Source organism: Williamsia limnetica, from assembly GCF_003217475.1.
In the GTDB taxonomy this organism is placed as follows: Bacteria; Actinomycetota; Actinomycetes; order Mycobacteriales; family Mycobacteriaceae; genus Williamsia; species Williamsia limnetica.
This window is the reverse complement of record NZ_QJSP01000001.1, coordinates 140825-166079: the sequence shown is the minus strand read 5'-3', so window position 1 is coordinate 166079 and position 25255 is coordinate 140825. Positions and strand designations below refer to the sequence as shown.

The 25255-nt window shown below is 64.2% G+C and carries 25 protein-coding genes; 13 read left to right on the top strand and 12 right to left on the bottom strand.

Annotated elements, in window-relative coordinates:
- Positions 1-48 precede the first annotated feature (48 nt).
- Positions 49-1170 carry a beta-mannosidase gene (locus DFR67_RS00765; protein WP_425451225.1) on the bottom strand — a complete coding sequence of 374 codons (1122 nt, stop codon included), beginning with the start codon at positions 1168-1170 and terminating at the stop codon, positions 49-51.
- 94 nt (positions 1171-1264) lie between these two features.
- On the opposite strand from DFR67_RS00765, the gene DFR67_RS00760 reads away from it, so the two are divergent.
- A complete protein-coding gene (locus tag DFR67_RS00760; protein ID WP_110467523.1) occupies positions 1265-2743 on the top strand; it encodes a flavin-containing monooxygenase in 1479 nt (492 codons plus the stop codon).
- 3 nt (positions 2744-2746) lie between these two features.
- On the opposite strand, the gene DFR67_RS00755 is transcribed toward DFR67_RS00760, so the two are convergent.
- A complete protein-coding gene (locus DFR67_RS00755; protein WP_110467522.1) occupies positions 2747-3985 on the bottom strand; it encodes a lipase family alpha/beta hydrolase in 1239 nt (412 codons plus the stop codon).
- 121 nt (positions 3986-4106) lie between these two features.
- On the opposite strand from DFR67_RS00755, the gene DFR67_RS00750 reads away from it, so the two are divergent.
- Positions 4107-5537 (top strand): MFS transporter, encoded by a 1431-nt coding sequence (locus DFR67_RS00750; RefSeq protein WP_110467521.1) that lies wholly within the window; start codon positions 4107-4109, stop codon positions 5535-5537.
- Between the two features lie 83 nt (positions 5538-5620).
- Positions 5621-5905, top strand: a complete 285-nt coding sequence (locus tag DFR67_RS00745; protein ID WP_110467520.1) for a 4a-hydroxytetrahydrobiopterin dehydratase — start codon at positions 5621-5623, stop codon at positions 5903-5905.
- A 3-nt stretch (positions 5906-5908) separates the two neighbouring features.
- Here DFR67_RS00745 and DFR67_RS00740 read toward each other — a convergent pair whose 3' ends face one another.
- On the bottom strand, positions 5909-7054 hold the full coding sequence (locus DFR67_RS00740) for an acyl-CoA dehydrogenase family protein (RefSeq protein WP_110467519.1): 1146 nt from the start codon (positions 7052-7054) through the stop codon (positions 5909-5911).
- The gene (locus tag DFR67_RS00735; protein ID WP_110467518.1) at positions 7054-8286 is read right to left on the bottom strand and encodes an acyl-CoA dehydrogenase family protein; all 1233 of its coding nucleotides are present in this window, start codon (positions 8284-8286) and stop codon (positions 7054-7056) included. Before DFR67_RS00735 ends, DFR67_RS00740 begins: the two co-directional genes overlap by 1 nt.
- A 60-nt stretch (positions 8287-8346) precedes the next feature.
- On the opposite strand from DFR67_RS00735, the gene DFR67_RS00730 reads away from it, so the two are divergent.
- The 6 genes from DFR67_RS00730 (at position 8347) to DFR67_RS00705 (ending at position 13069) form a co-directional block, all read left to right on the top strand.
- Positions 8347-8964, top strand: coding sequence for a TetR/AcrR family transcriptional regulator (locus DFR67_RS00730; protein WP_110467517.1), 618 nt, complete (start codon positions 8347-8349; stop codon positions 8962-8964).
- Between the two features lie 18 nt (positions 8965-8982).
- On the top strand, positions 8983-9711 hold the full coding sequence (locus DFR67_RS00725) for a rhomboid-like protein (RefSeq protein WP_211324908.1): 729 nt from the start codon (positions 8983-8985) through the stop codon (positions 9709-9711).
- Positions 9708-10394, top strand: a complete 687-nt coding sequence (locus DFR67_RS00720; protein ID WP_110467516.1) for an HAD family hydrolase — start codon at positions 9708-9710, stop codon at positions 10392-10394. The genes DFR67_RS00725 and DFR67_RS00720 overlap by 4 nt, the downstream gene beginning before the upstream one ends.
- Positions 10395-10468: 74 nt before the next feature.
- Complete coding sequence (locus DFR67_RS00715) at positions 10469-10663, top strand: hypothetical protein (RefSeq protein WP_084838203.1); 195 nt, start codon at positions 10469-10471, stop codon at positions 10661-10663.
- A 234-nt stretch (positions 10664-10897) separates the two neighbouring features.
- Positions 10898-12052: a polysaccharide deacetylase family protein gene (locus DFR67_RS00710; protein ID WP_110467515.1), complete on the top strand. Its 1155-nt coding sequence runs from the start codon at positions 10898-10900 to the stop codon at positions 12050-12052.
- 54 nt (positions 12053-12106) lie between these two features.
- Positions 12107-13069 carry an alpha/beta hydrolase family protein gene (locus tag DFR67_RS00705; protein ID WP_110467514.1) on the top strand — a complete coding sequence of 321 codons (963 nt, stop codon included), beginning with the start codon at positions 12107-12109 and terminating at the stop codon, positions 13067-13069.
- 17 nt (positions 13070-13086) lie between these two features.
- Here DFR67_RS00705 and DFR67_RS00700 read toward each other — a convergent pair whose 3' ends face one another.
- Positions 13087-13908, bottom strand: coding sequence for a class I SAM-dependent methyltransferase (locus DFR67_RS00700; RefSeq protein WP_110467513.1), 822 nt, complete (start codon positions 13906-13908; stop codon positions 13087-13089).
- A 167-nt stretch (positions 13909-14075) separates the two neighbouring features.
- Between DFR67_RS00700 and DFR67_RS00695 the strand changes: the two genes are divergently transcribed.
- Complete coding sequence (locus DFR67_RS00695; RefSeq protein ID WP_110467512.1) at positions 14076-14750, top strand: winged helix-turn-helix transcriptional regulator; 675 nt, start codon at positions 14076-14078, stop codon at positions 14748-14750.
- Positions 14751-14813: 63 nt separating this feature from the next.
- Here DFR67_RS00695 and DFR67_RS00690 read toward each other — a convergent pair whose 3' ends face one another.
- From DFR67_RS00690 to DFR67_RS00670, 5 genes are all read right to left on the bottom strand, one after another.
- Entirely contained in the window at positions 14814-15845 is a 1032-nt protein-coding gene (locus DFR67_RS00690) for a phosphotransferase family protein (protein WP_110467511.1), read from the bottom strand.
- Positions 15842-17065, bottom strand: coding sequence for an acyl-CoA dehydrogenase family protein (locus DFR67_RS00685; RefSeq protein WP_110467510.1), 1224 nt, complete (start codon positions 17063-17065; stop codon positions 15842-15844). The genes DFR67_RS00690 and DFR67_RS00685 overlap by 4 nt, the downstream gene beginning before the upstream one ends.
- A gap of 39 nt (positions 17066-17104) precedes the next feature.
- Positions 17105-17923: an SDR family NAD(P)-dependent oxidoreductase gene (locus DFR67_RS00680; RefSeq protein ID WP_110467849.1), complete on the bottom strand. Its 819-nt coding sequence runs from the start codon at positions 17921-17923 to the stop codon at positions 17105-17107.
- Between the two features lie 69 nt (positions 17924-17992).
- Positions 17993-18454 carry a cupin domain-containing protein gene (locus tag DFR67_RS00675; RefSeq protein WP_110467509.1) on the bottom strand — a complete coding sequence of 154 codons (462 nt, stop codon included), beginning with the start codon at positions 18452-18454 and terminating at the stop codon, positions 17993-17995.
- 29 nt (positions 18455-18483) lie between these two features.
- Positions 18484-19233, bottom strand: coding sequence for a class I SAM-dependent methyltransferase (locus DFR67_RS00670; protein ID WP_245937635.1), 750 nt, complete (start codon positions 19231-19233; stop codon positions 18484-18486).
- Between the two features lie 142 nt (positions 19234-19375).
- On the opposite strand from DFR67_RS00670, the gene DFR67_RS00665 reads away from it, so the two are divergent.
- Positions 19376-20425 carry a hypothetical protein gene (locus DFR67_RS00665; protein ID WP_245937671.1) on the top strand — a complete coding sequence of 350 codons (1050 nt, stop codon included), beginning with the start codon at positions 19376-19378 and terminating at the stop codon, positions 20423-20425.
- A gap of 12 nt (positions 20426-20437) precedes the next feature.
- On the opposite strand, the gene DFR67_RS00660 is transcribed toward DFR67_RS00665, so the two are convergent.
- Positions 20438-22099 carry an FAD-binding dehydrogenase gene (locus DFR67_RS00660; RefSeq protein WP_110467508.1) on the bottom strand — a complete coding sequence of 554 codons (1662 nt, stop codon included), beginning with the start codon at positions 22097-22099 and terminating at the stop codon, positions 20438-20440.
- Between the two features lie 165 nt (positions 22100-22264).
- On the bottom strand, positions 22265-23101 hold the full coding sequence (locus DFR67_RS00655) for a helix-turn-helix domain-containing protein (RefSeq protein ID WP_158539865.1): 837 nt from the start codon (positions 23099-23101) through the stop codon (positions 22265-22267).
- Between the two features lie 167 nt (positions 23102-23268).
- Here DFR67_RS00655 and DFR67_RS00650 point away from each other — a divergent pair, with 167 nt between their 5' ends.
- Both DFR67_RS00650 and DFR67_RS00645 read left to right on the top strand, forming a co-directional pair.
- Positions 23269-23856 (top strand): TIGR03086 family metal-binding protein, encoded by a 588-nt coding sequence (locus DFR67_RS00650; RefSeq protein ID WP_110467506.1) that lies wholly within the window; start codon positions 23269-23271, stop codon positions 23854-23856.
- Between the two features lie 53 nt (positions 23857-23909).
- A complete protein-coding gene (locus tag DFR67_RS00645) occupies positions 23910-25250 on the top strand; it encodes a TIGR01777 family oxidoreductase (RefSeq protein WP_110467505.1) in 1341 nt (446 codons plus the stop codon).
- The last annotated feature ends 5 nt before the right edge of the window (positions 25251-25255 follow it).

Below are 25255 nucleotides of genomic sequence, written 5' to 3'. Positions count from 1 at the left end.
AGGCTAACCGCTCAGACCCGGCAACAAACGAGATCTACGCCGCAGAGGTCAGGGCGAGACCGTGTTGAGGTCCTCCACGAGGTCGAAGACCGGGTCGTCTGGCCCGATGTCGAAGGTGCACTCCGCCGGTCGTGGATCGGGTACAAACGCCCAGAACAAAGCTCCTGCCGTTCCCGCAGACCGTTGTCCGGCCACCTTCGTCTCGAAGTCGTCTGCGCGCCCTTGCACCGAGCCGCAGGATCCGGCGTTCTGCCCGATCTCGGTCACCACCAGCGGTTTATCGAGAACTTGTGCTTGCCAGATACGCGTTTGCAAACCGTTCCACACGTCGCCAGGAAGGGGAACCGCGTCCGATCCGTAGTCGTGGTACTCGAGGACGTCCACGCCGGGAGAGGCATTGACCAGCCGATAGTCGTCTCCTGCGGACCCGCACTGACCGCCTCCGATGAGTCCGGCCCAGATCGGAGTCGCAGAATCGATGCCGCGTATCAGCGCTCCGGCCTCGTCGAAGAAGGTGCGCAGCACAGCACCGGAGTCGGCCGGACAACTTCGCGTCTGCCAGGAGCAGCCGCCGGCAGAACAGAGACCAGGCTCCGGTTCTCCGACCAATTCCCATCCGGCAAGCGCCGGGGACGACTTCCACCGATTGACCGCAGTGGACACCCATTGATCAAATCGGACCGGCGAGCCCACCGGAACAGCGGTTTCCCAGCCGTCCTGGTACCACTGGCGGTCCTTGAAGGCCTCGTCTTCGCAGGCGCCGTCCCCGGCCGTGAGCACCGGCACGAGGAGCTGATCGTGCCGGGCCGCGGCCGCAAACACCGCATCCATCGGCCCGAAGTCGAGTTGTCCGGTGTATTTGTTTACGGCCAGTCGCGCGAAGGCGTTGAAGCGGGTCAGCGATTGCGGCTCCAGAGAGCCGAAATAGTCGTCGAGATCGACCATGGCGCCACATCCGGCGTTGACCGACCAGTCCGTCGCCAGCTGATAGGCGTTGAACCCACTCGGCCACCAGTCACCTCCGTCGAGCGTGAGTCCGGTCGGTGTTGCCTGCACTCGCGCCGGCCCCGGGTCGGCGCCGGCCGTACTCGAGCCCGCCAGATTCGCCCCGATCATCAGGAGGATCGCGAGCACCGTCGTACCCACTCGTAGACCTGTGGAACTCTTCATTGTCTGCCCTTCGCCCGGCCCATGACCGTGACGATCATGTTCGCACACTCGAACTCACGAGGGGTTCAGTTGGCCCTCGCATAAGCTCGTACTCGTGCCGAACACCCCTGACCATGTCGACGTCCTGATCATCGGTGCCGGTCTGTCCGGTATCGGTGCCGCCTGCCACATCCGAGAGAAGTTCCCCACCCGAAGCGTCGCCATTCTCGAGGCCAGAGCGGCCTCAGGAGGGACGTGGGACCTGTTCCGTTACCCCGGGATCAGGTCGGACTCCGACATGTTCACCCTCGGGTATCGCTTCCGCCCGTGGTCGGACGACAACGCCATCGCGGACGGCCCGTCAATCCTGCAGTACGTCCGCGACACCGCCGCCGAGTATGGAGTCGACCATGACATCCGGTACAACCGCCGGGCGAATCGAGCCGAATGGTCGAGTAGGACACAGACCTGGACCGTGACTGTCGAACACACCGACACAGGTGAAACATCGTCGGTATCCGCGAACTTCGTCATGTCGTGCAGCGGCTATTACCGATATGACGAGGGCTACACACCAGACTTTCCCGGCGTCGACGAGTTCGAGGGCACCCTCGTCCACCCACAGCACTGGCCCGATGACCTCGACTATTCCGGCAAGAAAGTCCTGATCATCGGCAGCGGGGCCACCGCCGTCACGCTTGCTCCGTCGATGGCCGCGGACGCGGCGCACGTGACCCTGCTGCAGCGATCGCCGTCCTACATCATCTCGGTCCCGGCCAAGGATGCACTCGCGAACCGGCTGCGGCGCTGGCTCCCACCGTCCATCGCCTACTCGGTCTCGCGTGGGAAGGCCATTGCGGTGTCGACCGCGCTGTATCAGCTGTGCAGGCGCTTCCCGAACTTCATGCGCGCCCGCATCCGCGACATGCAGGTGCGCCAACTGCCGGACGTCGACGTCGACACCCACTTCAACCCGAAGTACAACCCGTGGGATCAGCGGCTGTGCCTCGTCCCGAACAGCGACCTGTTCCGGGCGATCCGCCGCGGATCGGTGTCGATGGCAACGGACACGATTGCCACTTTCACCCCCGGTGGGATCGACCTGACATCGGGACAGAAGCTGACTGCCGACATCATCGTGACCGCCACCGGACTCAACCTACTGGCGCTCGGCGGCCTGACCTTCGTCGTCGATGGCGAAGAGATCGTCCTCCCCGAGACGATGACCTACAAGGGTTTGATGCTGAGCGGCATCCCGAACTTCGGCTACATCGTCGGCTACACCAACGCATCCTGGACCTTGAAAGCAGATCTGGTGTGCGACTACATCTGTCGACTACTCGAGCACATGGACACCCACGGGTACGGCAGTGTGGTCGCGACAAGAGACCCATCGGTGGACGAAGAACCATTCCTCGATTTCGCCGCCGGCTACGTACTGCGCTCGGTGAACACTTTTCCTCACCAGGGTTCGCGCGCCCCGTGGAAGTTGAGGATGAACTACTACCGTGACGTCCTCACGCTGCGGCGGGGATCCGTGGCAGACGAGGCCGTCGAGTTCGCGGCGAAACGTTCGGCGCCGGCGGAAGCCTGACCCTCAGGACCCTGTCAGACGTCGCACCAACCACGTGTAGACGGAGTCGCTGTTGAGAAGGGTGAAGTGGTGCGCCGAGGCGAGATGCATGCCGGCATCGTCGGCGAAGCCGATGTTGCGGCGCCGATCTCGGCCACCTGCACTGCCGTGGAGGACGAGGCCGTCTCCGATCACCCGGCCGAGGGGGTGGCTCGGACTCCTCGTGATGGTCGCTGACACGAAACTGTGCTGGGCGCCGGTGTGTAACGGCACCTCGGAGATCGCCGCCTGACGCAGTGCGTCCAGATCACGATCGCGCCAGTCCTCGTCCACGAGTGACCCGGCGTGCAGATCACGAATTCCGCCGCTGCGGCGATGGAGCAGATTTCCCAGGGGCCGTGACTCGGGTATGCGTCGCAGTGCAGCCGTCGCCAGGTGAACGGTCCGGGCCAGTGGCGCGCCCAGATGCGGCGAACCAAGACAGACGATGTGGCGCACCTTGGTTGCCCACTCCTGGCCCGCGAGAGCGGCTTGATGACACGCACTGCGCGCCACCAGACCCCCCATCGAGTGCCCCACGAGCACGATCTGATCCACCGGAACCGGCCAGTTCGCCGCCACCTCGGTGATGAGCAGCGCCAATTCCGCACCGTTCTCCGAGATGTGCTTGCCGGTGTTGTAACGAATCTGCAGGTCTGTGCACTCCAGATCGTTCGCCAAGCGACTTCCGTAGGTCGGGATGCCACCGATTTCCCAGGCGAACTCCGTTTCCATCAGTCCGTGGAGGAAGAAGACGAGATCCGGTGTCGCATCGGGATGGTCGTGTGCCAAGGACTCGCGGTCCAGGCTGCAGGCCTTGCCGTCGATCCGCACTGACATCTGTTGGGCCAGTGGTGAGTGTGCATCGGCCAGGGCGTCTCCGATCAAGCCCGTCAAGGCGCCCAGCGCGACCGCACCCCGTTTGGTCTGGGACAACGTCGAACCGTGTCCGTCTATCGTCCGCGACGCAACCTCGGCTGCAACCGAACAACCGGCGGCGATCGACCGGTACGTTCCCTCCGCAATGGCGTCGTGCATCAGCTGCGTCGGCGCGGCAAACCCGCCCACTCCCAACCGGACCGTGGAGAACACCCGATCGGCGATGGCCCGATGCATCGCGCCGATTCCGCGCGTCGCCTTGCCGACCTCGATGAATGCGAGTTCCGCGAGGGCTCGGATCTCATCCGGGTCGGCGTCCCGATGCATCTCTGTCACAGCAACCATGCATCTGAGTGTACAGTCGTACACTCAGATCGGCGTACTGGACGACTCGCAAGCCCGTAACCGGCGTGGCCGAACAACTGCAGAACGAGTCTGAGTGCCCGTCTCGGGCTACCGTCGTTTCATGAGTACTGCCCCGGCGAGACGGTCCTCGACGACGCTCGTGATGGTCGTGGCGATCCTCGCGTCGTTCGTCGCGTTTCTGGATGGTTCGGTGGTCAACCTGGCGCTGCCCGCGATCTCCGGGGACCTCGGCGGCGGACTTGCCACCCAGCAGTGGGTCGTCGACGCCTACCTGCTCACACTCGGGGCGTTGATACTCGTCGCCGGAGCGATATCTGATGCGTTCGGACGACTGCCGGTACTACGTATCGGACTGATCGTGTTCGGACTCGCCTCGCTCGCATGCACTCTTGCCCCGAGCGCAGGGTTTCTCATCATCGCCCGTGGCCTGCAAGGGGTCGGTGCGGCGCTACTGGTTCCGAGCTCGCTCGCCCTGATCAACTCTGGCGTCGGACCCGACGAGCAGCCCAAGGCGATCGGCACCTGGACCGCGTGGACGGGAACGGCTTTTGTCGTAGGCCCATTGCTCGGTGGAGTCCTGGTGGACACCTTGAACTGGCGCTGGATCTTTGCGGTCAATGTGGTCCCGGTTGCCGTCACGTTGCTGCTGTCCCAGCGGCTCGTCGAACCGCCGCGGCCTACGAACCGACCCCGTATCGATGTGCCCGGCGCGGTGCTCGCGGCCGCGGGCTTGGCAGGGACCGTCTACGCACTGATCGAAGGGCAGAGACTGGGGTTCTCCGAACCCGTTGTCACCGTCGCCCTGGGCGTCGGGGTCGCCTGCATTCTCGGGCTGGGGTGGCGCGAAACCCACACCGACCACCCGATGATCCCGTTGCGGATGTTCGCGGTCAGGAACTTCGGGGTCGGGAACCTGGCCACCACGTTCATCTATGCGGGGGTGTCGATGGGGATGCTGGCGGTCGCCCTGTTCCTGCAAGAGGTCGTCGGGTTCTCCGCGCTGGAGGCGGGCCTGGCAACCCTTCCCGTGCCCGTGCTGTCGTTCCTCATCGCCCGCCCCGTCGGCGTACTCGCAGGAAAGCACGGACCACACCTGTTCATGGCGGCCGGACCGATCATCGCCGGGATCGGTTACCTGCTGATGCTGGCAGCGGGACCAGGGTTCAACTTCTGGACCCAGATGTTCCCGGGGCTCGTCCTGTTCGGCATCGGCCTCTCCGTCACCGTCACGCCGCTCACCTCGGCGATACTCGCCGCCGTCGACCGGGAACAAAGCGGGATCGGCTCCGCAATCAACAACGCGATCTCCAGGGTCGCCGGTCTGGTGGCCGTGGCCTGCACCGGAATCGTGGTGGGTGGTCAGCTCGACTACGAGGGCTTTCGCCGTGTCGCGCTGGTGACGGCCGTGCTGTTCATCGCCGGCGGCATCGTCTCGGCGGTCGGGATACGGAACCGCGAGCACCATCCCGACCGGGTCACCCCGGATGCAGCGGCTGCGTGCTGTGATCGGGTCACCGCGCCACCCCGATGATGGGTCGTTCTGGCGAACATAACCCCAGGTCAGCTTCACCAAAACAACCCACTTTCGGGGGGTGGGGTGGAAAAATGGGGTGAATGGCCCACCTGTTGAACGAATCCGAGATCAATCAGGCCCTTGCCGACCTGCCGAGCTGGACCCGCGAGGGAGATTCCCTGACCCGAACGGTCGACTGCCCCGATTTCCCGGCAGCCATCGCATTCGTAGTCCGGGTGGCCGACGTCGCCGAAGCGGCCGACCACCACCCGGACATCGACATCCGATGGCGCAAGGTCACCTTCACCTTGAGCACACACTCCGACGGTGGACTCACCGGCAAGGACACCCAATTGGCTCACCAGATCGACGATCTGGAGCCCTAGCGCTCACCTGGTCAGTGCGGCGTACCTGGCGATGTGCTGATCGGCGGAGCCGAACTCGTACTCGATCGCCGTCAGCCGCTTGAAGTAGTGTCCGATCGCCAACTCCTCGGTCATTCCCATACCGCCGTGCAACTGCACCGCATTCTGGCCGATGAAGCGCGCCGAACGACCGATCGTCGCTTTGGCGGCGGACACGGCCAGCGCCCGATCGAGGCGGTCGCCATCGAGGTTGAGAACGGCAAGGTACACCGCCGCCGTCGACTGCTCCAGCTCCATGTACATGTCGACCATTCGATGCTGTAGCGCCTGGAAACTCCCGATGGCCTGACCGAACTGTTGACGCTGCTTCGCGTATTCGACGGTGTCGGTCAACACCTTTCGCATCAGCCCGACCGCTTCGGACGCGACGGCGGCGGTCGCCTCGTCGACGGCGCGATCGATCGAATCCCACGCCCGCCCTTCCGCACCGATCAGTGCGTCGGCAGGAACTCGGACGTCGGTGAACGTCACGTCCGACGCCTGCCGGTCATCGATGGTGCGGTACGACTGGACCGTCAGGCCATCTGCCGGTGCGGAGGAGTCGAAGTCGACGAGAAACAGTGAGATGCCGTCGGTATCGCGCCGGTCACCGTCGGTGCGGGCCGTCACGAGTAGGTGGTTCGCCAGCGGTGCGCTGCTGACAACTTCTTTGCTGCCGTTGATGATCCAGGAGTCGCCGTCTTTGCGGGCGGTGGTGGTGACGTCGGAATAGTTGTAGCCCGATGACGGCTCGATCGCGGCGAATGCAGTGACGGCCTCACCCGCGATGATCTGCTCCAGCACAGCTGCGGCCCGCTCGCCGCCGCCGCGGTGCAGCAGCCCGGCACCGAAAACCACTGTGTCGATGAACGGCTCGACCACGAGTGCATGTCCCAGCGCTTCGGTGACGATCATCAGTTCAACAGGGCCACCACCGATCCCCCCGTCGGATTCGGGAAGGGTGGCGCCGAGGATGCCGAGCTCTTCTGCGAAGCTGTGCCAGATCTTCGGCTGCCAGCCCGCACCCGTCTTCGCCGAAGCACGACTGGTGGCGAGGTCGTAGCGATTCGCCAGGAACTTCGCGAGTCCGTCGCGCAAGAGTTCCTGTTCTTTGGTCAAAGTGAAGTCCATCAGAGCCCCAATGCTGCTTTGGCGAGTATGTTTCGCTGAATCTCGTTGCTGCCGGCGTAGATCGAGCCCGCGCGATCATTGAAGTATCGCAACGGCGCCACGGCCTCCCACGGCTCCCCGCTGACGTACCCGTCAGCCGGGGCGGTGAACTCGGCGATGGGGCCACCCGGTGACGCGGCGTGCGGTTGATAAACCCTGCCGCGGGGACCCGCGGCCTCGAGCGTCAGCTCGGTCAGCTTCTGGCTCAGTTCGGTGGCAAGCACTTTGAGCATCGACGACGCCGGGCCGGGGTTCTTGCCCGCGGCCATCGCAGCGAGGGTCCGGTACTCCAGGATCTCGAGCACCTTGGTACGGATCCTCGCCTCCGCGAGTTTGTTCGCGAACGCCGGATCGTCGATCAATGCGCCGCCTCCCGGACCCGGTTGTTCGGCCGCCGCACCGGCCAGCGACTCGGCCATCACCTGCAGCGCAGGCGCAGCCGCACCTCCACCGCGTTCGAAGACGAGCAGATATTTCGCGACCGTCCAGCCGTCGTCGATCTTGCCGAGCACGTTCGCCTTGGGTACCCGGACCTGGTCGAAGAAGACCTGGTTCTGGACCTGCTCACCGGAGGTCATCACCAACGGACGCACCTCGATACCCGGGGACGTCATGTCGATGAGGACAAAAGTGATCCCGACCTGCTTCTTCTCCTGACGCGAGGTCCGGACCAGCGCGAACATCCAATTGGCCTCGGTCGCATGGGTGGTCCAGATCTTGCTGCCGGTGCAGACGAGGTGGTCGCCGTCGTCGACCGCGGCCATCGACAGCGACGCCAGGTCCGATCCCGCTTCCGGTTCCGAGTAGCCCTGACAGAAGAACACCTCGCCGGTGAGGATTCCCGGAAGGAAGTAGTTCTTCTGTTCCTCGGTCCCGAATGCGGTGATCGCATGCGAGACCATCCTGATCCCCATCGGCGACAGCGAAGGAGCGCCGGCGAGAATCGATTCACGGCTGAAGATGTAGTGCTGGGTCAGGCTCCAGTCGCAGCCGCCGTGTTCGACGGGCCACGCCGGTGCAGCCCACCCGCGTTCGTGGAGAATGCGCTGCCACTCCATGCTGGCCTCGTGGTCCGAGTAGACACTCGTCATCAACCGGCCGGCGCGCCGTAGATCCGGTGTCAGTTTCTGGTCGAGAAACGATCTGACTTCGTCTCGGAACGCCAAGTCGTCCGCTGACCAGTCCAAATCCATGTGCACTCCCTGGGTGTGGCCCCGATTGACCGATCGATCGGTCAGAGACAAAATCTACTTATGTCTCATGAGGCCGTCAACAGTCCGCCAGGGCGGGTCCGCGTGGCGCAGAGCGATGTCATCGATCTGGCGTACGACTGGTTCCGGGCCGGACGACGGGTGGACGTCGGCCGACTGGCCCGGGAGTTGGGGATCGGACGCGCCACGGTCTACCGGTGGTGGTCGGGACGCGAGGTGATCCTCGGCGAGGTGGTGTGGCGAATTCTCATCGAGGCCATCGATCGGGTGGAGGCGAAAAGGTCGGGTGTCGATGCCGGGCACTTCGTCGAGAACTTCGGTCGAATGGCGGAATTGGTGCGCACCTACGAACCGCTCGAGCGGTTCGTCGCCGACGATCCCGAGTACGCACTGAGAGTGTTGACCTCCCGATACAGTGTCGTTCAGGGCAGACTCATCGAGTGGACCGTCGACAGACTGTGCCTCATTCCAGAGATCCGTTCCCACACCGATGTGAACGACCTGGCGTATGCGATTGTCCGCGTTGGCGAGTCGTTCATCTGGAGCGACATGATCACCGGAGAGCCTCCGCAACCGGACAAGGCGACCGCGATGGTCAGACTTCTCGTCGCAGGTGCGTGTTCTCCCCTACCATTACCGGGTGGCCCCCAAGTCCGTTGACGAGCGACCGGGCCCTGCGTGAGCGAACGGCACGTCGGTAGCCGCCTCTGGGACTCGAGGTTGTCGATCTACGTACGGACCGCGCCGGGGACGTTCGTCTGGCTGACGATATTGCTGGTGACCACCATCATCCAGCATTCGGTGACACCCGAACGTCTGCAGATGATCCTGGGCGCGCAGTCGACGAACATTCGCCACCTCGGAGACGATCCGGTACATGTCCTGATCACCAGCCTCTTCTGGCTCGATGGATACTATTGGCTGCCGTACCTGTTGCTGTACTGCATCTTCCACGTCCCTGCCGAACGTTGGCTGGGTACTCGACTGTGGCTCACCGTCGGCTTGATCGCCCACGTGTGCGCCACGTTTGTCAGCGAGGGTGTGCTGTATTGGGCCATCGAGCACGACCGGGCGTCGGAGTCACTGGTCAACGTCCGAGACATCGGGGTCAGCTACTTCCTGGCCGGGATCGTCGGTGTGCTGACCTACCACATCGCGCGACCGTGGCGATGGGTCTACCTTGCCGGGATGCTCGGCCTGTTCGCTGCGCCGCTGGCGTCGAACCTGACCTTCACCGGTATCGGCCACCTCAGCTCGCTGCTGATCGGATTGGCCTGCTACCCGCTGGTGAGAGCCATCCCTCAGGTCCAGTGGCCGCCTTCGACCTCGCTGGGTCGTCGTCTGACGCGCGGCACCCGACAATCTCCGGCGGTAGGGTCAACACCGACAGAGGAGAATGAACCGTGACCGAAATCCGTTGGGCCACCTTTGATTGTTACGGAACCCTGATCGACTGGCGACACGGGATCGCCACCGGGATCGACCTGATCTTTCCCGGACGCGGCCAGGAGTTGCTCGAGACGTTCAACCGGCACGAACCTGCCGTTCAAGCCGAGACACCGGCGTTGCGATACCGCGAGGTTCTCACCGAATCATTGCGGCGCACTGCGAATGACGCCGGACTGACCCTACTCCCCGACGACGCGGACGTACTGGCGGCGTCGATCCCCTATTGGCCGGCATTCGATGACACCGCGGCAGAACTACAGCGACTCCGAGACGCCGGATGGCGCGTGGCTCTACTGACCAACTGTGATCGCGACATCATCGGCGCGGCCCAGCGCCGACTGCAGTCACCGGTGGATGCAATCGTCACAGCCGAGGACGTGGGCGCCTACAAACCCGATCACCGGCACTTCCGGCGGTTCGCCGACACCTTCGACGCCCGACCCGGGAACTGGGTACACGTCGCGCAAAGCTATTTCCACGACATGGTTCCGGCAGCAGCGCTCGGTATTCCACGGGTGTGGGTCAACCGCCTCGGCGAAAGCGATGATCCGACGATCGCCGACGCGGTCGTCACCGACCTGGACCGGCTCACCGAGACCGTCATCGATGTCAGCGGGCGATACCTCCGGCCCGATGTGTAACGCGCCCGGGTGCCGGGTACCCCTGGGCAGACTCCGAGGCGCACCGCTCTCGGGGAGATGAACGAAAGGCCGTGATGACTCAGTATCGAGTACTCAATCCCGATGAAGAAGTTATCGACACCAAAGACTTCAACAATGCCGAGGATGCATACCACTGGTTCGCCGAGAAAGAGGTTCCCTCCGGAGAACTCGGTTACCGGATGGAAGTGAACTCGGACGGAAACTGGAAGATGTTCGATCAGACCGACGGAACACGCTCACGCGACTGAACAAGTCCACGGCGGCGCCAACACCGACCTGATGGTCGGCATTGGCGCCGCCGGCGTTCTCCCTTCGGTTTTCGTACTGCGCGAGTCCGCACGAAACCCCATGTCACTGCCGCCGGATTTCGCTTTCGTTTGTTAAGCTTTCGGCGAGCACAGGGCGGCGTTTGGCCCGGCCTGGCTGCCGAAAGGGTCAAACAGTTGCTATCCCGACGTCGTCGGCGCAATGCGGTGCGCGGGATGGTGATGGCGCTGGCTGCGGCCACGCTCGCCGCCTGCGGCGCCGAAAGGCCCGAAGTTCTTTTGGGAATCACCCAGGCCAACCAGACCATCGAGACCTCGGATCCCCCGCCGGACAAGAAGGATGATTCCGGCCCTCAGCGGACCGCGAGCAATGTTCCGTTGAAGGCGCTGGCCTCCGGAGAAAAGCCACCTCAATTCGTCCTGTTCTCCTTCGATGGTGTCGGAGTCTCCGAGAACTGGGATCTGTTCCTGGAGACAGCCAAGGACGCCGACGCTCGTTTCACCGCCTTGATGACCGGGTTGTACTTCCTCGCCGACGACCACAAGAAGGAATACCAGGGCCCCGGTTACAACCCCGGCGAATCCTCTCTGGCGTTCGGCGGCTCGAAGGCTGAGGTCGTCGAGCAGGTCGAGTACCTCAACCGCACCTGGTACGACGGCCACGAGATGGGCACCCACTACGTCGGCCACTTCTGCGCCGGGACGAAGAATCCGGGAAAGGACTGGAGCACGGCCGAGTGGAATCATGAACTCGACCAGTTCTTCCGGTTGATGACCGACTGGAAGACCATCAACAACCTTCCTGATGCCCCAGACCTTGCGTTCGGTCCGGATGTCGTCAAGGGAGGCCGTACGCCCTGCTTGGAGGGCGGCATGGGCGAGTTGTTCCCTGCGTTGGGAGACCACGACATGACGTGGGATTCGTCCAAGGCGGCACGCCAACCCGGCATCTACTGGCCGACGAAAGTCGGCAGCATCTGGGAGTTCCCGGTCCCCTACACCTGGTCGCCACCGCTTCAGCATCGCCAAACCGCGCTGGACTACAACTACTGGTACACCTTCAACGAAGCGAAGGACACCCCGAGTAAGGCTCCCGAGATCAGAAAGATCGTAAAGGAGTCCTACGACTACATGTTCCGGCGCGCATACGAGGGCAACCGGGCGCCGCTGGTCATCGCCAACCACTTCAACGACTGGAGTGGCAATGCGTTCAACCCGGCCACCGCCGACTTCATGAGCGAGGTCTGCGTGAAACCAGAAACCATCTGTGCGACCTACCAGGATGTGATCGCCTGGATGGAGATGCAGGATCCGCAGATCCTCGGTGTCTGGGAAGACATGCCCGCCGTGGCGGTCGACGCCAACAGTTAGACACCGTCGGCCGCAGACCACGGCACGACAACTCACGACTTCTGAAAGAGACAGATGCGACAACGCAATACCCACGTGTTCACAATTCTCGCCGCCGTCGGTGTCCTCCTTCTCGCGAGTTGCACGGACGAGGGCGGGGCCTCGTCGGAGGTGACCACCTCGGCGTCCGTGCAGGACGACGCGAAGGTGACCTCGCTGTCCGAGGTCACGGTGCAGCGCATCGATTACCCGACCCTCGACGGGACAGACCCTGAACAGAACTGGGGCGATCTCTATCTCCCCGCGGGGCAACAGAACGTCGATTCGATTCCGCTGGTGGTGTTGATCCACGGCGGCGCTTGGCAAGCGCAGCTCGGCGCCAACTTGTTCGACCCCTTCGCGCGAGATCTCGCCGCCAAGGGCATGGCGGTCTACAACATCGAATACCGGCGTGTGGGTTCCGGAGGCGGGTGGCCGACCACATTCGAGGACGTCTCGCAGGCGCTAGACAACGTCGTCGCGATCGACAAGAAGTTTCCCCAACTCGAGACCACCGACGCACTCGTCGTCGGCCACAGCGCCGGCGCACAACTCGCCGTGTGGGGCGGCACGCGGCACAAACTGGACTCCGACGAAGTCGGGAGCAACCCGAAGTTCCGGCCCACCAAGGTCATCTCGCTTGCAGGCCCCCTCGACATGGTGCAGGCGGTCAAGAACGGCGACGATCGCATCGTCACCGCACTCGGAGGGACGCCGTCGCAGGTGCCGGACCGCTACACGTCCGTCGATCCGATTCAGAACATCGACCCCGGCACACCGGTCATCGCCGTGCACGGAACGGCGGACACGGTGGTGTTGCCGTCGCTGTCACAGCGATACGTCGATGCGGTCGAGAAGCAGAACGGCACCGGCAAGGTCATCTTGCTCGACGGTGAGGATCACGGTTCGATCGTGACCTCGACCAAGCCTGTCTATCGCCAGGTCATCGACATCATCACCGATGCGTCGGGTAAGAGCGCAACAGAACTCGACGAGTGACGTGCGGCCGTGACCGGCTACCGGACGACACCGGTGACCATGAGGTACTCCCACTTCATGACCCCGTCGGAGAGGGCGTCATCGGCCAGAGCTGCCAGCGCCTGATCGAGTGACCCGGTCGCCTCGGCATCACCGCTGATGTTTCGGTACACGGCGATAGTCGGCCCGTAGGTGGCTTTGAAGAAGTCTCTGAATTCCTCGCCGGACTCGAAGCGGTCGACCTCGAGGGTCTGGCGCGTGGTGGACAACTCACTGATCCGGTCGGCGAACAGGGTGCCCAGATGCTCCTCGTTGCCCCATAACGGTGGCGGCTGCGCTCCGGGCGGAGGGGCGGGCGCGTACGGTTTCATCGTGGCGAACATGCGACCGATGAAACCTGTCGGCGTCCAGTTGATCAGCCCGATGCGCCCGCCGGGTCGGCATACGCGGATCAGCTCGTCGGCCGACTCCTGATGATGCGGCGCAAACATCACTCCCACGCACGACATGACGACGTCGAAGCTGCTGTCTGCGAAAGGTAGAGATTCGGCATCGGCTTCTCGCCAGCTGAGTTCGACACGCTCTTCTGCGGCGAGTTGGCGTCCCACGTCGAACAATTCCGGGGTGAGGTCGGATGCCACCACCTCCGCACCCTTCTTGGCTGCCGGTATCGATGCGTTTCCGCTTCCCGCCGCGATGTCGAGGACGACCTCGCCGGCACGCACCCCGACTGCCTCGACCAGTGTCGGTCCCAGCCCTGCTATCACCTGTGTTGCCACCGCAGGGTAGTCACCCGAAGCCCACATGGCGCGATGCCGGACCTTCAGATCGCTGGCCAGATCCGCAGTCTTGTTCGTCATGAGCGTTCTCCTACCCTCAGCGGTGGCCGGGCGGCCGACCCTGTTTCAAGCATCCGCGTTCGGACGCATGAGAAACAGTGCTGGATCTGTACTGTCGTCGCTTTCGCATCTGTACTGGTCCTACACCCCGTGGGGGTGTGTACTGGGTGAGGATCCTAGGAGTCGCTATGTCCGGATACGGTCAGTTCTGCCCTGTCGCCAAGGCCATGGAAGTGCTCGACGAGCGTTGGACTCTGTTGGTGGTGCGCGAGTTACTCGCCGGCAGTTGCCATTTCAACGAGTTGCGGCGCGGTGTTCCCAAAATGTCACCGGCACTGCTGTCGAAACGCCTCCGGACACTCGAACGGGCCGGTGTGATCGACCGACAGGTGGACGGCGGGCGTACCCGCTACGAGCTGACCGACAGCGGACGCGAACTCTCGACGGTCGTCGAGGCGCTGAACGCCTGGGGCGTGCGGTGGATCGGTGGATTGGGCGATGACGACCTCGATCCCCATCTACTGATGTGGGATATGCGTCGCAACCTCGACATCGAGCAATGGCCACGCTCGCGGACGGTCGTCACCTTTGAGCTCCGCGGAGTCGAGTCTGCGGTGTCGAGGTGGTGGCTGGTGGTCTCCGATGGTGACGCCGACATCTGCGACTACGACCCGGGCTTCGACGTCGCCGCGACGGTGACCTCGAGCCTTCGCGAGCTGACCGCCATCTGGCGCGGAGACGTCAGTTGGGCCGTCGCCTTACGCGGCGGTGATGTGCAGATCACCGCCGGTCGAGGTGTTCGTACGAGAGTGCCCGAGTGGCTCGGACAGGGACGCATGGCGCAGATCCCGCGGCCTGTGTGAGGTCCTGACTTACAGGAGGCCCGCTTCGGAACCGACCTGCAGCGTGCGCTCGGAAAGACCGCCCTACAGGAGGCCCGCTTCGGATCCGACCTGCAACGTGCGCTCGGAGAGATTGTCGATCAACGCGGCGGTGGGACCGCCGTCTCGTGAGGCGTTACGCGGGTCGTTCAGCAATCGCCGCAGGATGCCTTCGGCGATGATCGTCAGCCGCCACAGGCCCATGGTGTGCCAGTACCCCGCCGCACTCACGTCGCGTCCTGTTGCGACCGCATATGCGTCGATCACCTGCGCCCTGGATGGGAATCCGGGCAACGTCGGAACCGTCGACAAGGCCGCAACCGGGTCGGTGGATTCCGGCCAGAATGCCAACAGATTTCCCAGGTCGGCCAGTGGGTCGCCAAGAGTGCACAGCTCCCAGTCCACGACCCCGATCACGTCGCCGTCAGAGGTTGATGTGATCACGTTGCTCAGGTGGTAATCCCCGTGCACAAGGGTCAGTTCTTTCTGCTCGGGAGCATGGTCTGCGAGTGCCTGAGCGACCCGCGTGACCGCCTCGACGTCACGGGTTTTCGACTTCTCCCACTGGCCTGTCCACCGTTTCAGCAGCCTGGCGGCGTACGGTTTGTGGCTCGCCAGGTCGCCCAGCCCGACGGACTCGAGATCGATCGCATGAATGGTTCCGAGAGCTTTCGGCAGCGACAGCCCGATGCGGCGCCTATGATCTTCGGTCAGTGTTTCGGCGACGGCACGGTCATCGATGACCGCGCCGTCGATGTAGCTCATCAAAACCAAAGGGGCATCGGTGATGTCGGGGTCATCGGTGGTGGCGATCATGTCCGGCACCGGGACAGGTGTGTTCCGGAGTGCAGACATGATGCGATGCTCGCGCAGTACGTCGTGCGCGGACGCGAGCAACGCGCCCAGCGGCGGTCTACGCAACACCCACTTGTTGCCACCGGGGTCGGAGACCAGGAACGTCAGGTTCGATTGACCATTTCCGATGCGCTGGAACGACAATGGCGGCTGGGCAGACAATCCCAGGCCGACGATCCAGTTGGTGACCGCCTCGGTGTCGATCCCGACCGGGGCGTTCATGCCGATTTCCCGGTTTTGCGGTATCGCCCGAGTTCTTGCCGCGCGATGGTGCGTTTGTGTACCTCGTCGGGGCCGTCCGCCAGCCGCAGTGTGCGAAGGTGCGCGTACATGCTGGCGAGCGGGAAGTCGTCCGAGACGCCGCCACCGCCGTGCACCTGGATGGCACGGTCGACGATCTTCAGCGCCATGTTGGGAGCAGCGACCTTGATCGCGGCGATCTCCGTGCGTGCCTGCTTGTTCCCGACCGTGTCCATCAGCCACGCCGCCTTGAGGGTGAGCAACCGGGTCATCTCGATCTCGATACGCGCCTCGGCGACCCAATCCGCGATGTTCGCCTGCGCGGCGAGCGGCTTGCCGAACGCAACGCGCGAGGACGCACGCTCACACAGCAATTCGAGTGCGCGCTCTGCCATTCCGATCGCGCGCATGCAGTGATGGATGCGTCCAGGGCCGAGCCGGGCCTGCCCGATCATGAAACCGGACCCCGCGCCGGCAAGGACGTCGGCGTCCGGTACACGCACATTCTCGAATACCACCTCGGCGTGCCCTTCGCGATCCTGGTAACCGAAGACGGGTAGATTTCGGACCAACTGCACGCCGGGGGCATCGATCGGAACGACCATCATCGACTGCTGCGCGTGCGCCGCGGCATCCGGATCGGTCTTGCCCATGACGATGAGAACCTTGCAGTTGGGGTGCAACGCCCCCGAAGTCCACCACTTCCGGCCGTTCAGCACCCAGTCATCACCGTCGCGGACCATCGACATCTGGATGTTCGTCGCGTCGGAACTGGCCACGTCCGGTTCGGTCATCGCGAACGCCGATCGGATGGTGCCGTCGAGCAGGGGCTGCAGGTAGCGCTCCTTGTGCTCGTCGGTGCCGAACAGGGAGAACACCTCCATGTTGCCGGTGTCCGGTGCCGAGCAATTGGTGGCTTCCGGGGCCAAACCCGCGCTGCGGCCCATGATCTCGGCCAGCGGCGCGTACTCGGAGTTCGTCAGGCCTGCGCCGTACTGCGGGTTGGGATGGAAGAGATTCCACAGACCCCTGGACTTCGCTTCCGCTTTGAGTTCCTCGATGATCGGTGGATCAAAATGTGGGTCACCCGATTCCGCCATCTGCTGGGCGTAGGTGGCCTCGGCCGGGTAGACGTGAGCATCCATGAACCCGACCAGACGATCCTGAAACTCCAAGCAGCGCGGCGAGAAGGCGAAATCCATTGAAGGTAACCAGCTTTCGTTGAATTGTGGAGCGAAAGATCACGAGTCCGACATCAAGTGTCGCTGGTAGCGGCGCATGCCGCCTATCCAGCGGTCGTAGTCCGACCCCTTGTTACGGTAGAAGTCGAGCACCTCCGGGTGCGGCAGAATCAGGAACTTCTCTTCTGCCATCGCGGCGAGGACGGCGGTCGCGACCTGCTCCGGGCTCAATACTGCCCCGGCGCCGGTGACTGCACTCGCGGCCACGGAGGCACCGGGTTGATCCGTCTCGAAGCCCGAGCGCAGGAGCTTGGTCTCGACGCCCATCGGGCACAGGCAACTGACGGCGACCCCTTGATCTCCGTAGGTGACCGACAACCACTCCGCGAATCCGACCGCCGCGTGCTTGGAGACCGAGTAGGTTGCGGACCCGATCTGGGTGAGCAGACCTGCTGCGGACGCGGTCGACACGAAATATCCGCCCCCGCGCTCTATCCACTTGGGAACCAGCAGTCGAGCGGCACGCACGTGGGCCAGTACATTGACACCCAGAGCCACGTCCCACTGCGAATCCGGGGTGTCGAGTCCGAGGCCGGCGGTGGTTCCGGCGTTTGCGAAGAAGATGTCGACCGGACCGAGTTCGGCTTCGGCAAGGCTGATGATCTGCTCCAGCACAGCAGGATCCGAGACGTCCCCGCCGAGCGATATTGCTTTCGCGGATCCGCGCGCCGTGATCTCTGCGGCCACCGAGATCGCCGATTGCTCATCGAGGTCGGCGACCAGTACGGCGGCGCCGGCCTCTGCCAGCGCATGGGCGAGGGCGGCGCCGATACCGGCTCCCCCTCCGGTGACTACGGCGACTTTCTCAGCGATCTGCACCACACCGATGGTAGGGGGTCGGCCGAGCCTCCAGGCTCAAGGTGGCGAAACGAGTTTCCGGCCGAACCTCTACGTCTTGTCGCACGCCGGTGCCGGCGTGACGTCCTCGAAGAGCGGCGCGCCGATCGGTTCGAGATACACGACGTCCAGGATCACCGGGACCTTCTTGTCGAGGTTGCGCCCGACATGCGTGTTCGACTTCCCGCTGGGTTCGTTGATGAATGCCCCGGTGTCGTAGACGACCGGCTTGCAGTCCGACCCCGGATGCGTCAGCGTCCCGGCCTGCACGATGCCCAGCACCGGACCATCGTGGTAATGCCAGCCCGTGGTGCCACCCGGGGCAATCGTGATCTGCTTCGCGACCACGTGAGCCCCGTCAGGGACGAACGGCAGCAACTCGGCAGGGATCTCGATGTCCAGCAACGTCACTCCGCTGATGCCCTCACCGGGGGTGGCCTGCGCGGTCGCCGGAAACATCAATCCGGCAGACACTGCGGCAACCGCCGCGACAGCACTCACGATTTTTCTCATTTGCCGAGCGTATAGGGCAACCGTGCAGCTCACCGGTTTTCCGGCGAAAGCTCGCCGCCATCGACCGGGCCCGGCCTCGTCGCATGACAATTCAGACGGACAACGACATCGTGGACGGTCGCGGGCGCACCCGCCCTGTCGACGCCGTCGCGAGCGATCACCCGGTTGGTCTGCACAGACCAGTCGGTGGAGTCGACACACGCAAGGATCTCTTCGGCGGTGAAGTAGAGGTCAGGGTGCCCGGGCCTGGCGACACCCGTCTGCAGATCTGACCGGTCGTGACCGATCCACAACAGGTGCCCGCCCGGCCGCACTGCTGCCGAGGCCCTGCGGACCAGGCGAGAGCGTAGTTCCGAGGGAACGTGCAGGTATTGAGCGCACACGAGATCGTAGTGATGCTCGCGCGGCTCCCAATCGAAGAGGTCGGCCTCGATGGTCCTGATGCGGGCTGCGACCTCCGGACCGGCGTGCGAGGCGAACTCGGCGACCCGCGACAACGCGACCGCGGAGAAGTCCACCGCATCCACCTGCCAGCCCTGGCGCGCCAGCCAGACGGCGTCGGCACCTTCGCCGCAACCCAGTTCTACCGCATCGCCTGCGGTCAAGGCTCCCACCTCCGACTGGAGCAGCGCCGTAGGCTTTCCGCTCCACACCCGGTCGGTGCTGCCATATCGTTCGTCCCAGAAGTTCGCGTCGAACCGGCTGCCCATGACGATCTCCTTCCCCGGTTCGGTGTTCCGTCGTTGCGCCGATGTCGGCCCGAAGCGATCATCCGACATGACGATCCCAGTACACTTCATTCACCGTGGGGCAACAGCTCTGCCTGCGTCAAGGAGTGATGTGACACCGTCCGGCACACGGCCGCACCGACTCGGGCCGTTCACCCGCAACGCGATCGGTACCAGTTCGGCAGAAGCCTTCATGATCATTGCGATCGCCACGATTCTCGTCACCAGGGGCTACCTGTGGGCGACCGACTACCCGCAGGTGGGTGGCGGCACCCTGCACATCGCGCATGCCCTGTACGGCGGCGCGCTCATGATGCTGGCGCTGCTGGTGAGTTGGTGGATGCTCGGGTACGGCGCTCGACTGTTCTGTGTTGTGTTCGGCGGCATCGGCTTTGGGCTCTTTCTCGACGAGGTAGGCAAGTTCGTCACCAAAGACAACGACTACTTCTACGGACCCTCCGCCGAGATCATGTACGTACTCGTGGTGGTCGTTCTGATCCTGGGCCGGATCATGCGCGAAGTTCGGCCGCTGAGCGCCCACGAAGAGCTCGCGACAGCAGCCGCGATGGCTGCGGACGGGGTCGCGCGCGGGCTACAACCACATCGACGTGAACTGGGTCTGCGGCTGGTCGAGCGTGCGGAGGAAAAGGGTGCCGATCCTGATACCGCTCAGCATGTTCGGGACCTTCTGATCGGCGCTCCGTCAGCGTCGGCGCGGTTGTACGCCCTCCAGCAGTGGGCCCCTCGGCTGATCCCCTCATTCTTTCGTAGCCCACGCTGGTTACCGATCGTCGGCTGGTCCCTCGTCGTCATCTCTTTCGCCGCTCTCGTGTCGGGTGTCGTAGGCATCTGGCTCGACAACCCGTACTACGCGGACAACGGACTCCAGGTAGAACTGGCAGGAGCGGGTGTGGCAGCTTATATCCTGATAGCCAGCGCCGCGATCACGCTGGCATTCTCACTACCTGCGATGATCGCGCGCAACCGCACCGCCAGGATCTGGCCGCTGCAATTGCTGCGGTATGGAGCCCTGACGTTTGCGATGCTCAACGCCCTCGTCGACTTCGCGACCGAGGGATTCGGCGCACTCCTCAACCTCACCGTCGGACTCTTCGCGCTCGCCATCATCTCCTACCAGATAGACGTACGCATCCGTGAGGCCCGACCTCGAGCACACGCTGAAGCCGTTGCCGCCGAGGCTGCGCACGAAGCCGAGGCCAAAGCTCCTGCGCCTGCCCACTGACTCGGTCTGCAGTCACCCGAGGTCGCGGGCGAGTGCCCGGCCGGCAGCGCGGCCCGAGAAGATGCAGCCGCCGAGAAATGTCCCCTCGAGCGCGTTGTACCCGTGCACTCCGCCTCCTCCGAAGCCGGCGATCTCACCTGCTGCGTACAGGCCGTCGAATGCGCTGCCGTCAGGGCGGATCACCTGCGAGTCGAGGTTGGTCTCGAGACCACCCAGCGTCTTCCTCGTCACCAGGTGCAGCCTGACCGCGATCATCGGGCCGTACTTCGGATCTTGCAGGCGGTGCGGTTTTGCCACGCGGATGATCTTGTCACTCAGATAACTTCGGGCATTGCGGATCGCCATGATCTGCATGTCCTTGGTGTACTTGTTCTCCAGTTGCCGATCGCGGGCCACCACCTCGGCCTCGATCTGTTCGAAGTCGAGTGCGGGGCCCGTCGTGATCTCGTTCATCCCTGCGACGAGGTCTCGCAGGTTGTCACGCACGACGAAGTCGACACCATTCGACTTGAAGGCCTCCACAGGCCCGGTGGCGCCCTTTTTCACGCGCTGCAGGAGCAGTTTGACGTCCTTGCCGGTGAAGTCGGGGTTCTGCTCGGACCCAGAGAGCGCGAACTCCTTCTCGATGATCGCCTGCGTGAGGATGAACCACGTGAAGTCGTGGCCACCCCTGGTGATGGTCCCGAGCGTTCCGAGCGAGTCGAATCCCGGGAAGTTCGGTACCGGAAGCCTTTTGCCGGTCGCATCCAGCCACAGCGACGATGGTCCGGGAATGATGCGGATGGCGTGGTTCGGCCAGATCGGATCCCAGTTCTTGATCCCTTCTGTGTAGTGCCACATCCGATCCCGGTTCACTATGTTGCCGCCTGCACTTTCGGTGATCCCCAGCATTCGCCCGTCGACGTGTGCGGGCACCCCGCTGATCATGTGTGCCGGTGCCGGACCGAGACGCTCGGTGGGCCAGTTCTTCTTGATCAGCTCGAGATTTCCACCGATACCGCCGGCCGTGACGACCACGGCCTGCGCCCTCATCTCGAACTCGCCGGCCGCCTCACGCGTCGATTCCGCGCCGCGCCGCTGCGTGGACGGGACCAGCACCGTGCCACGCACGCCCACCGCGGCGCCGTTCTCGACGATGATGTCGTCGACCTGATGGCGGTAGTGGAAGGTCACCAAACCTCTGCTGGCGCCCTCCAGCACAGGTTCGCGGAACACCCGGACCACCTCTGGTCCGGTCCCCCACGTGATGTGGAAGCGGGGTACGGAGTTCCCGTGACCACCTGCAGCTCCGGCTCCGCGTTCGGCCCACCCGACGGTGGCCATCACCTTCAGACCCAGGTCGTGCAGATACGACCGCTTCTCGCCGGCCGCGAAGTCGACATAGGCCTGCGCCCACTGGCGAGGCCAGTGATCCTCGCGGTCGCGATCGAATCCGGCGGAGGAAAACCAATCCTGTCGTGCCAACTCCACCGAATCCTTGATTCCGAGTCTGCGCTGCTCCGGCGTGTCGACGAGAAACAGCCCTCCGAGAGACCAGAACGCCTGACCGCCGAGGTTCTGCTCGTTCTCCTGGTCGACAATGGCCACTCTCCGCCCCGCTTTGACCAACTCGTGGGCGGCCACCAACCCTGCGAGTCCCCCACCGACGACGATCACGTCCACCTGTTCCGACATGGCGTAACTCCCTGTTCCTCGCGCGCGCAGACGGCCTGGTCCCGCCTCCTGCACGAGCATAGGGAACAGAGCGCCCAAAACGTCCGACTACAGATGTTTTCCGATTCACGAGGTCGTGGGCAATCAGGGGGCTCTCGAGGGTCGGTCGCCGGGTCTGACCATCGGTCAGTTGTCCACGAACCTCACTGCGGCGACATAATCCGTCGGTGACTGTCCGATGACGGCCTTGAACTCCCGGGCGAGGTGAGCCTGATCGGCGTACCCCAACTGCGCGGCCACATCGGCGATGGCCGTGTGGCCGTGACGTAACGCCATCGCGGCGTCTTGCAGCCGGCGGCGTTGGATCAGCCACTTCGGGCTCAGACCTGTGCGGTGAATCGTCAGGCGTTGAAGGGCCCTTGTCGACATGTTGACCATGGCCGCGAGGTCTGCCACCCGCCGAGGACCGTTCTCGTCCTCGACTGCATCGATGATCTTGTTGATCAGCAACCCTTCGTCGTCGACCGACCACTGCTGCGCCCACTGGTCGTAGAGGTTCGCGACAATGTCGAATTCGCGACCCGTGACCTCGGGTGCTGTCATGACCGCCCTGATCCGTCGGCTCATGCCGTCATCGCCAGGGATGGGCAGCGGTTCTCCGATAGGTAGCGCAGGCCCCCTGGACGAACCCCTCGCCATGGAGCGCCCGGTCATGATGGTGATCGCTGCCGGGCGCAGCAGTACACCCGCTGCCCACCCGGTCGCCTCGAGTTTGCGTTCTGACGTCCCTTGGCTGACGCAATAGAGCGCCGCGCGATCGGGTTCGACCACGACGTTCCCGCCGGGGTGTTCGAGCACTGGCTGCAGGGCGGGAGTGTCGAGATCCCACTGCGCACACCAGACGTGCCGAAGCAGATCGCTCGGCGGCACAGCCACCCTGGTCACTCGCACCCCACCGCGGCCGGGCCGAAGCTCGCCCCTGGGCGCAGTAGGCGCCGGTCCGAAGTGATCGACATTGTTCATGCCGCTTCCCGCCCTCCGTGATGGTCTGATGTCCAGTATGGTCTGGTTCTCCGCGCGATGGTCGAGCGACGATATGACAACACATACGTGCACCGATTCGTCGTTCTCGTCCGGATCCGCTGAGCGGCGGCCTACGCTCGCCCAAGACATGATGGGAGTTTGAGTCGATGGCTGACGATCAGGAAGTCCTCGCCAGGTATTCACGTCGTGCAGGGCGCTTTGCCGACGTCATCTCCGGTGCCGCGCCCGGCCGCTGGTCGGCCCCCTCCCCCTGCGCCGACTGGAATGCTGCAGATGTCGTGCAGCACGCTGTGGACATGCACGCTGCCATGTTCGCTTCCACGCCCACCGGGTTGACGCCTGCTCCCGCTGCCTCGGAGGATCCACTGGGTGCGTTCAACAGCGCCCGAGCCGACATCGAGCGCGCACTCCGCGACCCGGCCGTCGTAGGTCTCGCCGTGCAGACCCCGATGGGACCGTCGACGTTCGCTGCCCATGTCGATACGGTGGCGAGCGCCGACCTGGTGATCCACACCTGGGATCTGGCCCGAGCGCTGGGTCTCGACTATTCGATCGACCCGGATGAACTCGAGGATCAGTGGCAAGGGGCGCAACAGATCCCGGACATCATGCGCCAACCAGGGGCCTTCGGGCCCGGAATCGTGGTGTTCGGACCCGTCGTCGAGGTATCGGCAGACGCACCACGCCAAGACCGCATCCTGGGGCTACTCGGTCGCGATCCGTACTGGACCTGAGCTCTACGGGCCGTGAACGCGACCCGTGTCACCGACCTGCGTAGCGTGGGCTCATGGGTATCACGCATTCCAGCATCGTCCCCGCTCCCATCGACGAGGTATTCGCCTGGCACGGTCGCCCCGGAGCGTTCACTCGCCTCGCACCGCCGTGGGGGCCGCCGTCGTTGGTGCAGGAAGCAGACTCACTCGAAGACGGTACGGCGATACTGGCATTCCCGGGCGGCCTCAAGTGGGAGGCCAAGCATCAGGCCTCCAGGTTCCACCCGCCGAACCAGTTCGTGGACAAACTCGACTCGTGGCCGCTGAAGACCATGATGACCTGGACCCACCATCACGGGTTCTCCGAGGTCGACTCCGATTCGACCCGCGTCACCGACACGGTCAACACCCCCGTGCCGGCAGCGTTGCTGCGATCGATGTTCCGCTATCGGCATCGCCAACTCGCCGACGACCTCGCGACCCACGCCTGGGCGAAATCCTTGCGGAGCGACCCGCTGACCGTTGCCATCACCGGATCGTCGGGATTGGTCGGAGCTCCGCTCAGTGCTTTGCTGACCACCGGTGGTCATCGGGTGATCGCGCTGGTCCGGCGCGATCCCCGGGGTCCAGACGAACGTCGGTGGGATCCCGAGAACCCCGCTCCGGATCTGTTCGACGGGGTAGATGCCGTGGTTCATCTGGCCGGCGAGTCGATCGCCGGGCGTTTCAACGATGCACACAGGAAGGCCGTCCGCGAGAGCAGAATCGAACCGACCGCGGCATTGGCGCGGATCGCGGCGGCGGCAGATCCCACGCCGGCATTCATCAGTGCCTCGGCCATCGGATTCTACGGATATGACCGCGGTGACGAGGTCCTCCACGAGAGTTCCTCGCGGGGTGACGGATTCCTGGCCGACGTCGTCGTGGACTGGGAAGCGGCAGCTGCTGCGGCGCCGGGTGGCCGCGTGGTGCACGTGCGCACGGGTATCGTCCAGGCCGCGGCCGGAGGCACGCTTCGCCTGATGCGCCCGCTGTTCACACTGGGTCTGGGCGGCCGACTCGGCGATGGAGAGCAGTGGCTGTCCTGGATCGGGATCGACGATCTGATCGACATCTACTACCGCGCCATCGTCGACGAACGGGTGGTCGGCCCGATCAACGCTGTCGCGCCGAATGCGGTGCGCAACTCCGAGTACACCGCGGCGTTGGCCTCGGCCGTCCATCGCCCGGCCGTCTTGCCTGTTCCCTCGGTGGGCCCCCAGCTCATCCTCGGATCACAGGGTGCACGAGAACTCGCACTGGCCAATCAGCACGTGGTCCCCGAACGATTGTCTGATCTGGGCCACCGGTTCCGGATGCCTGACGTCGGCGAAACGCTGCGTCACCAGCTCGGCGGTGACCCCGACAAGCAGTGAGTTGG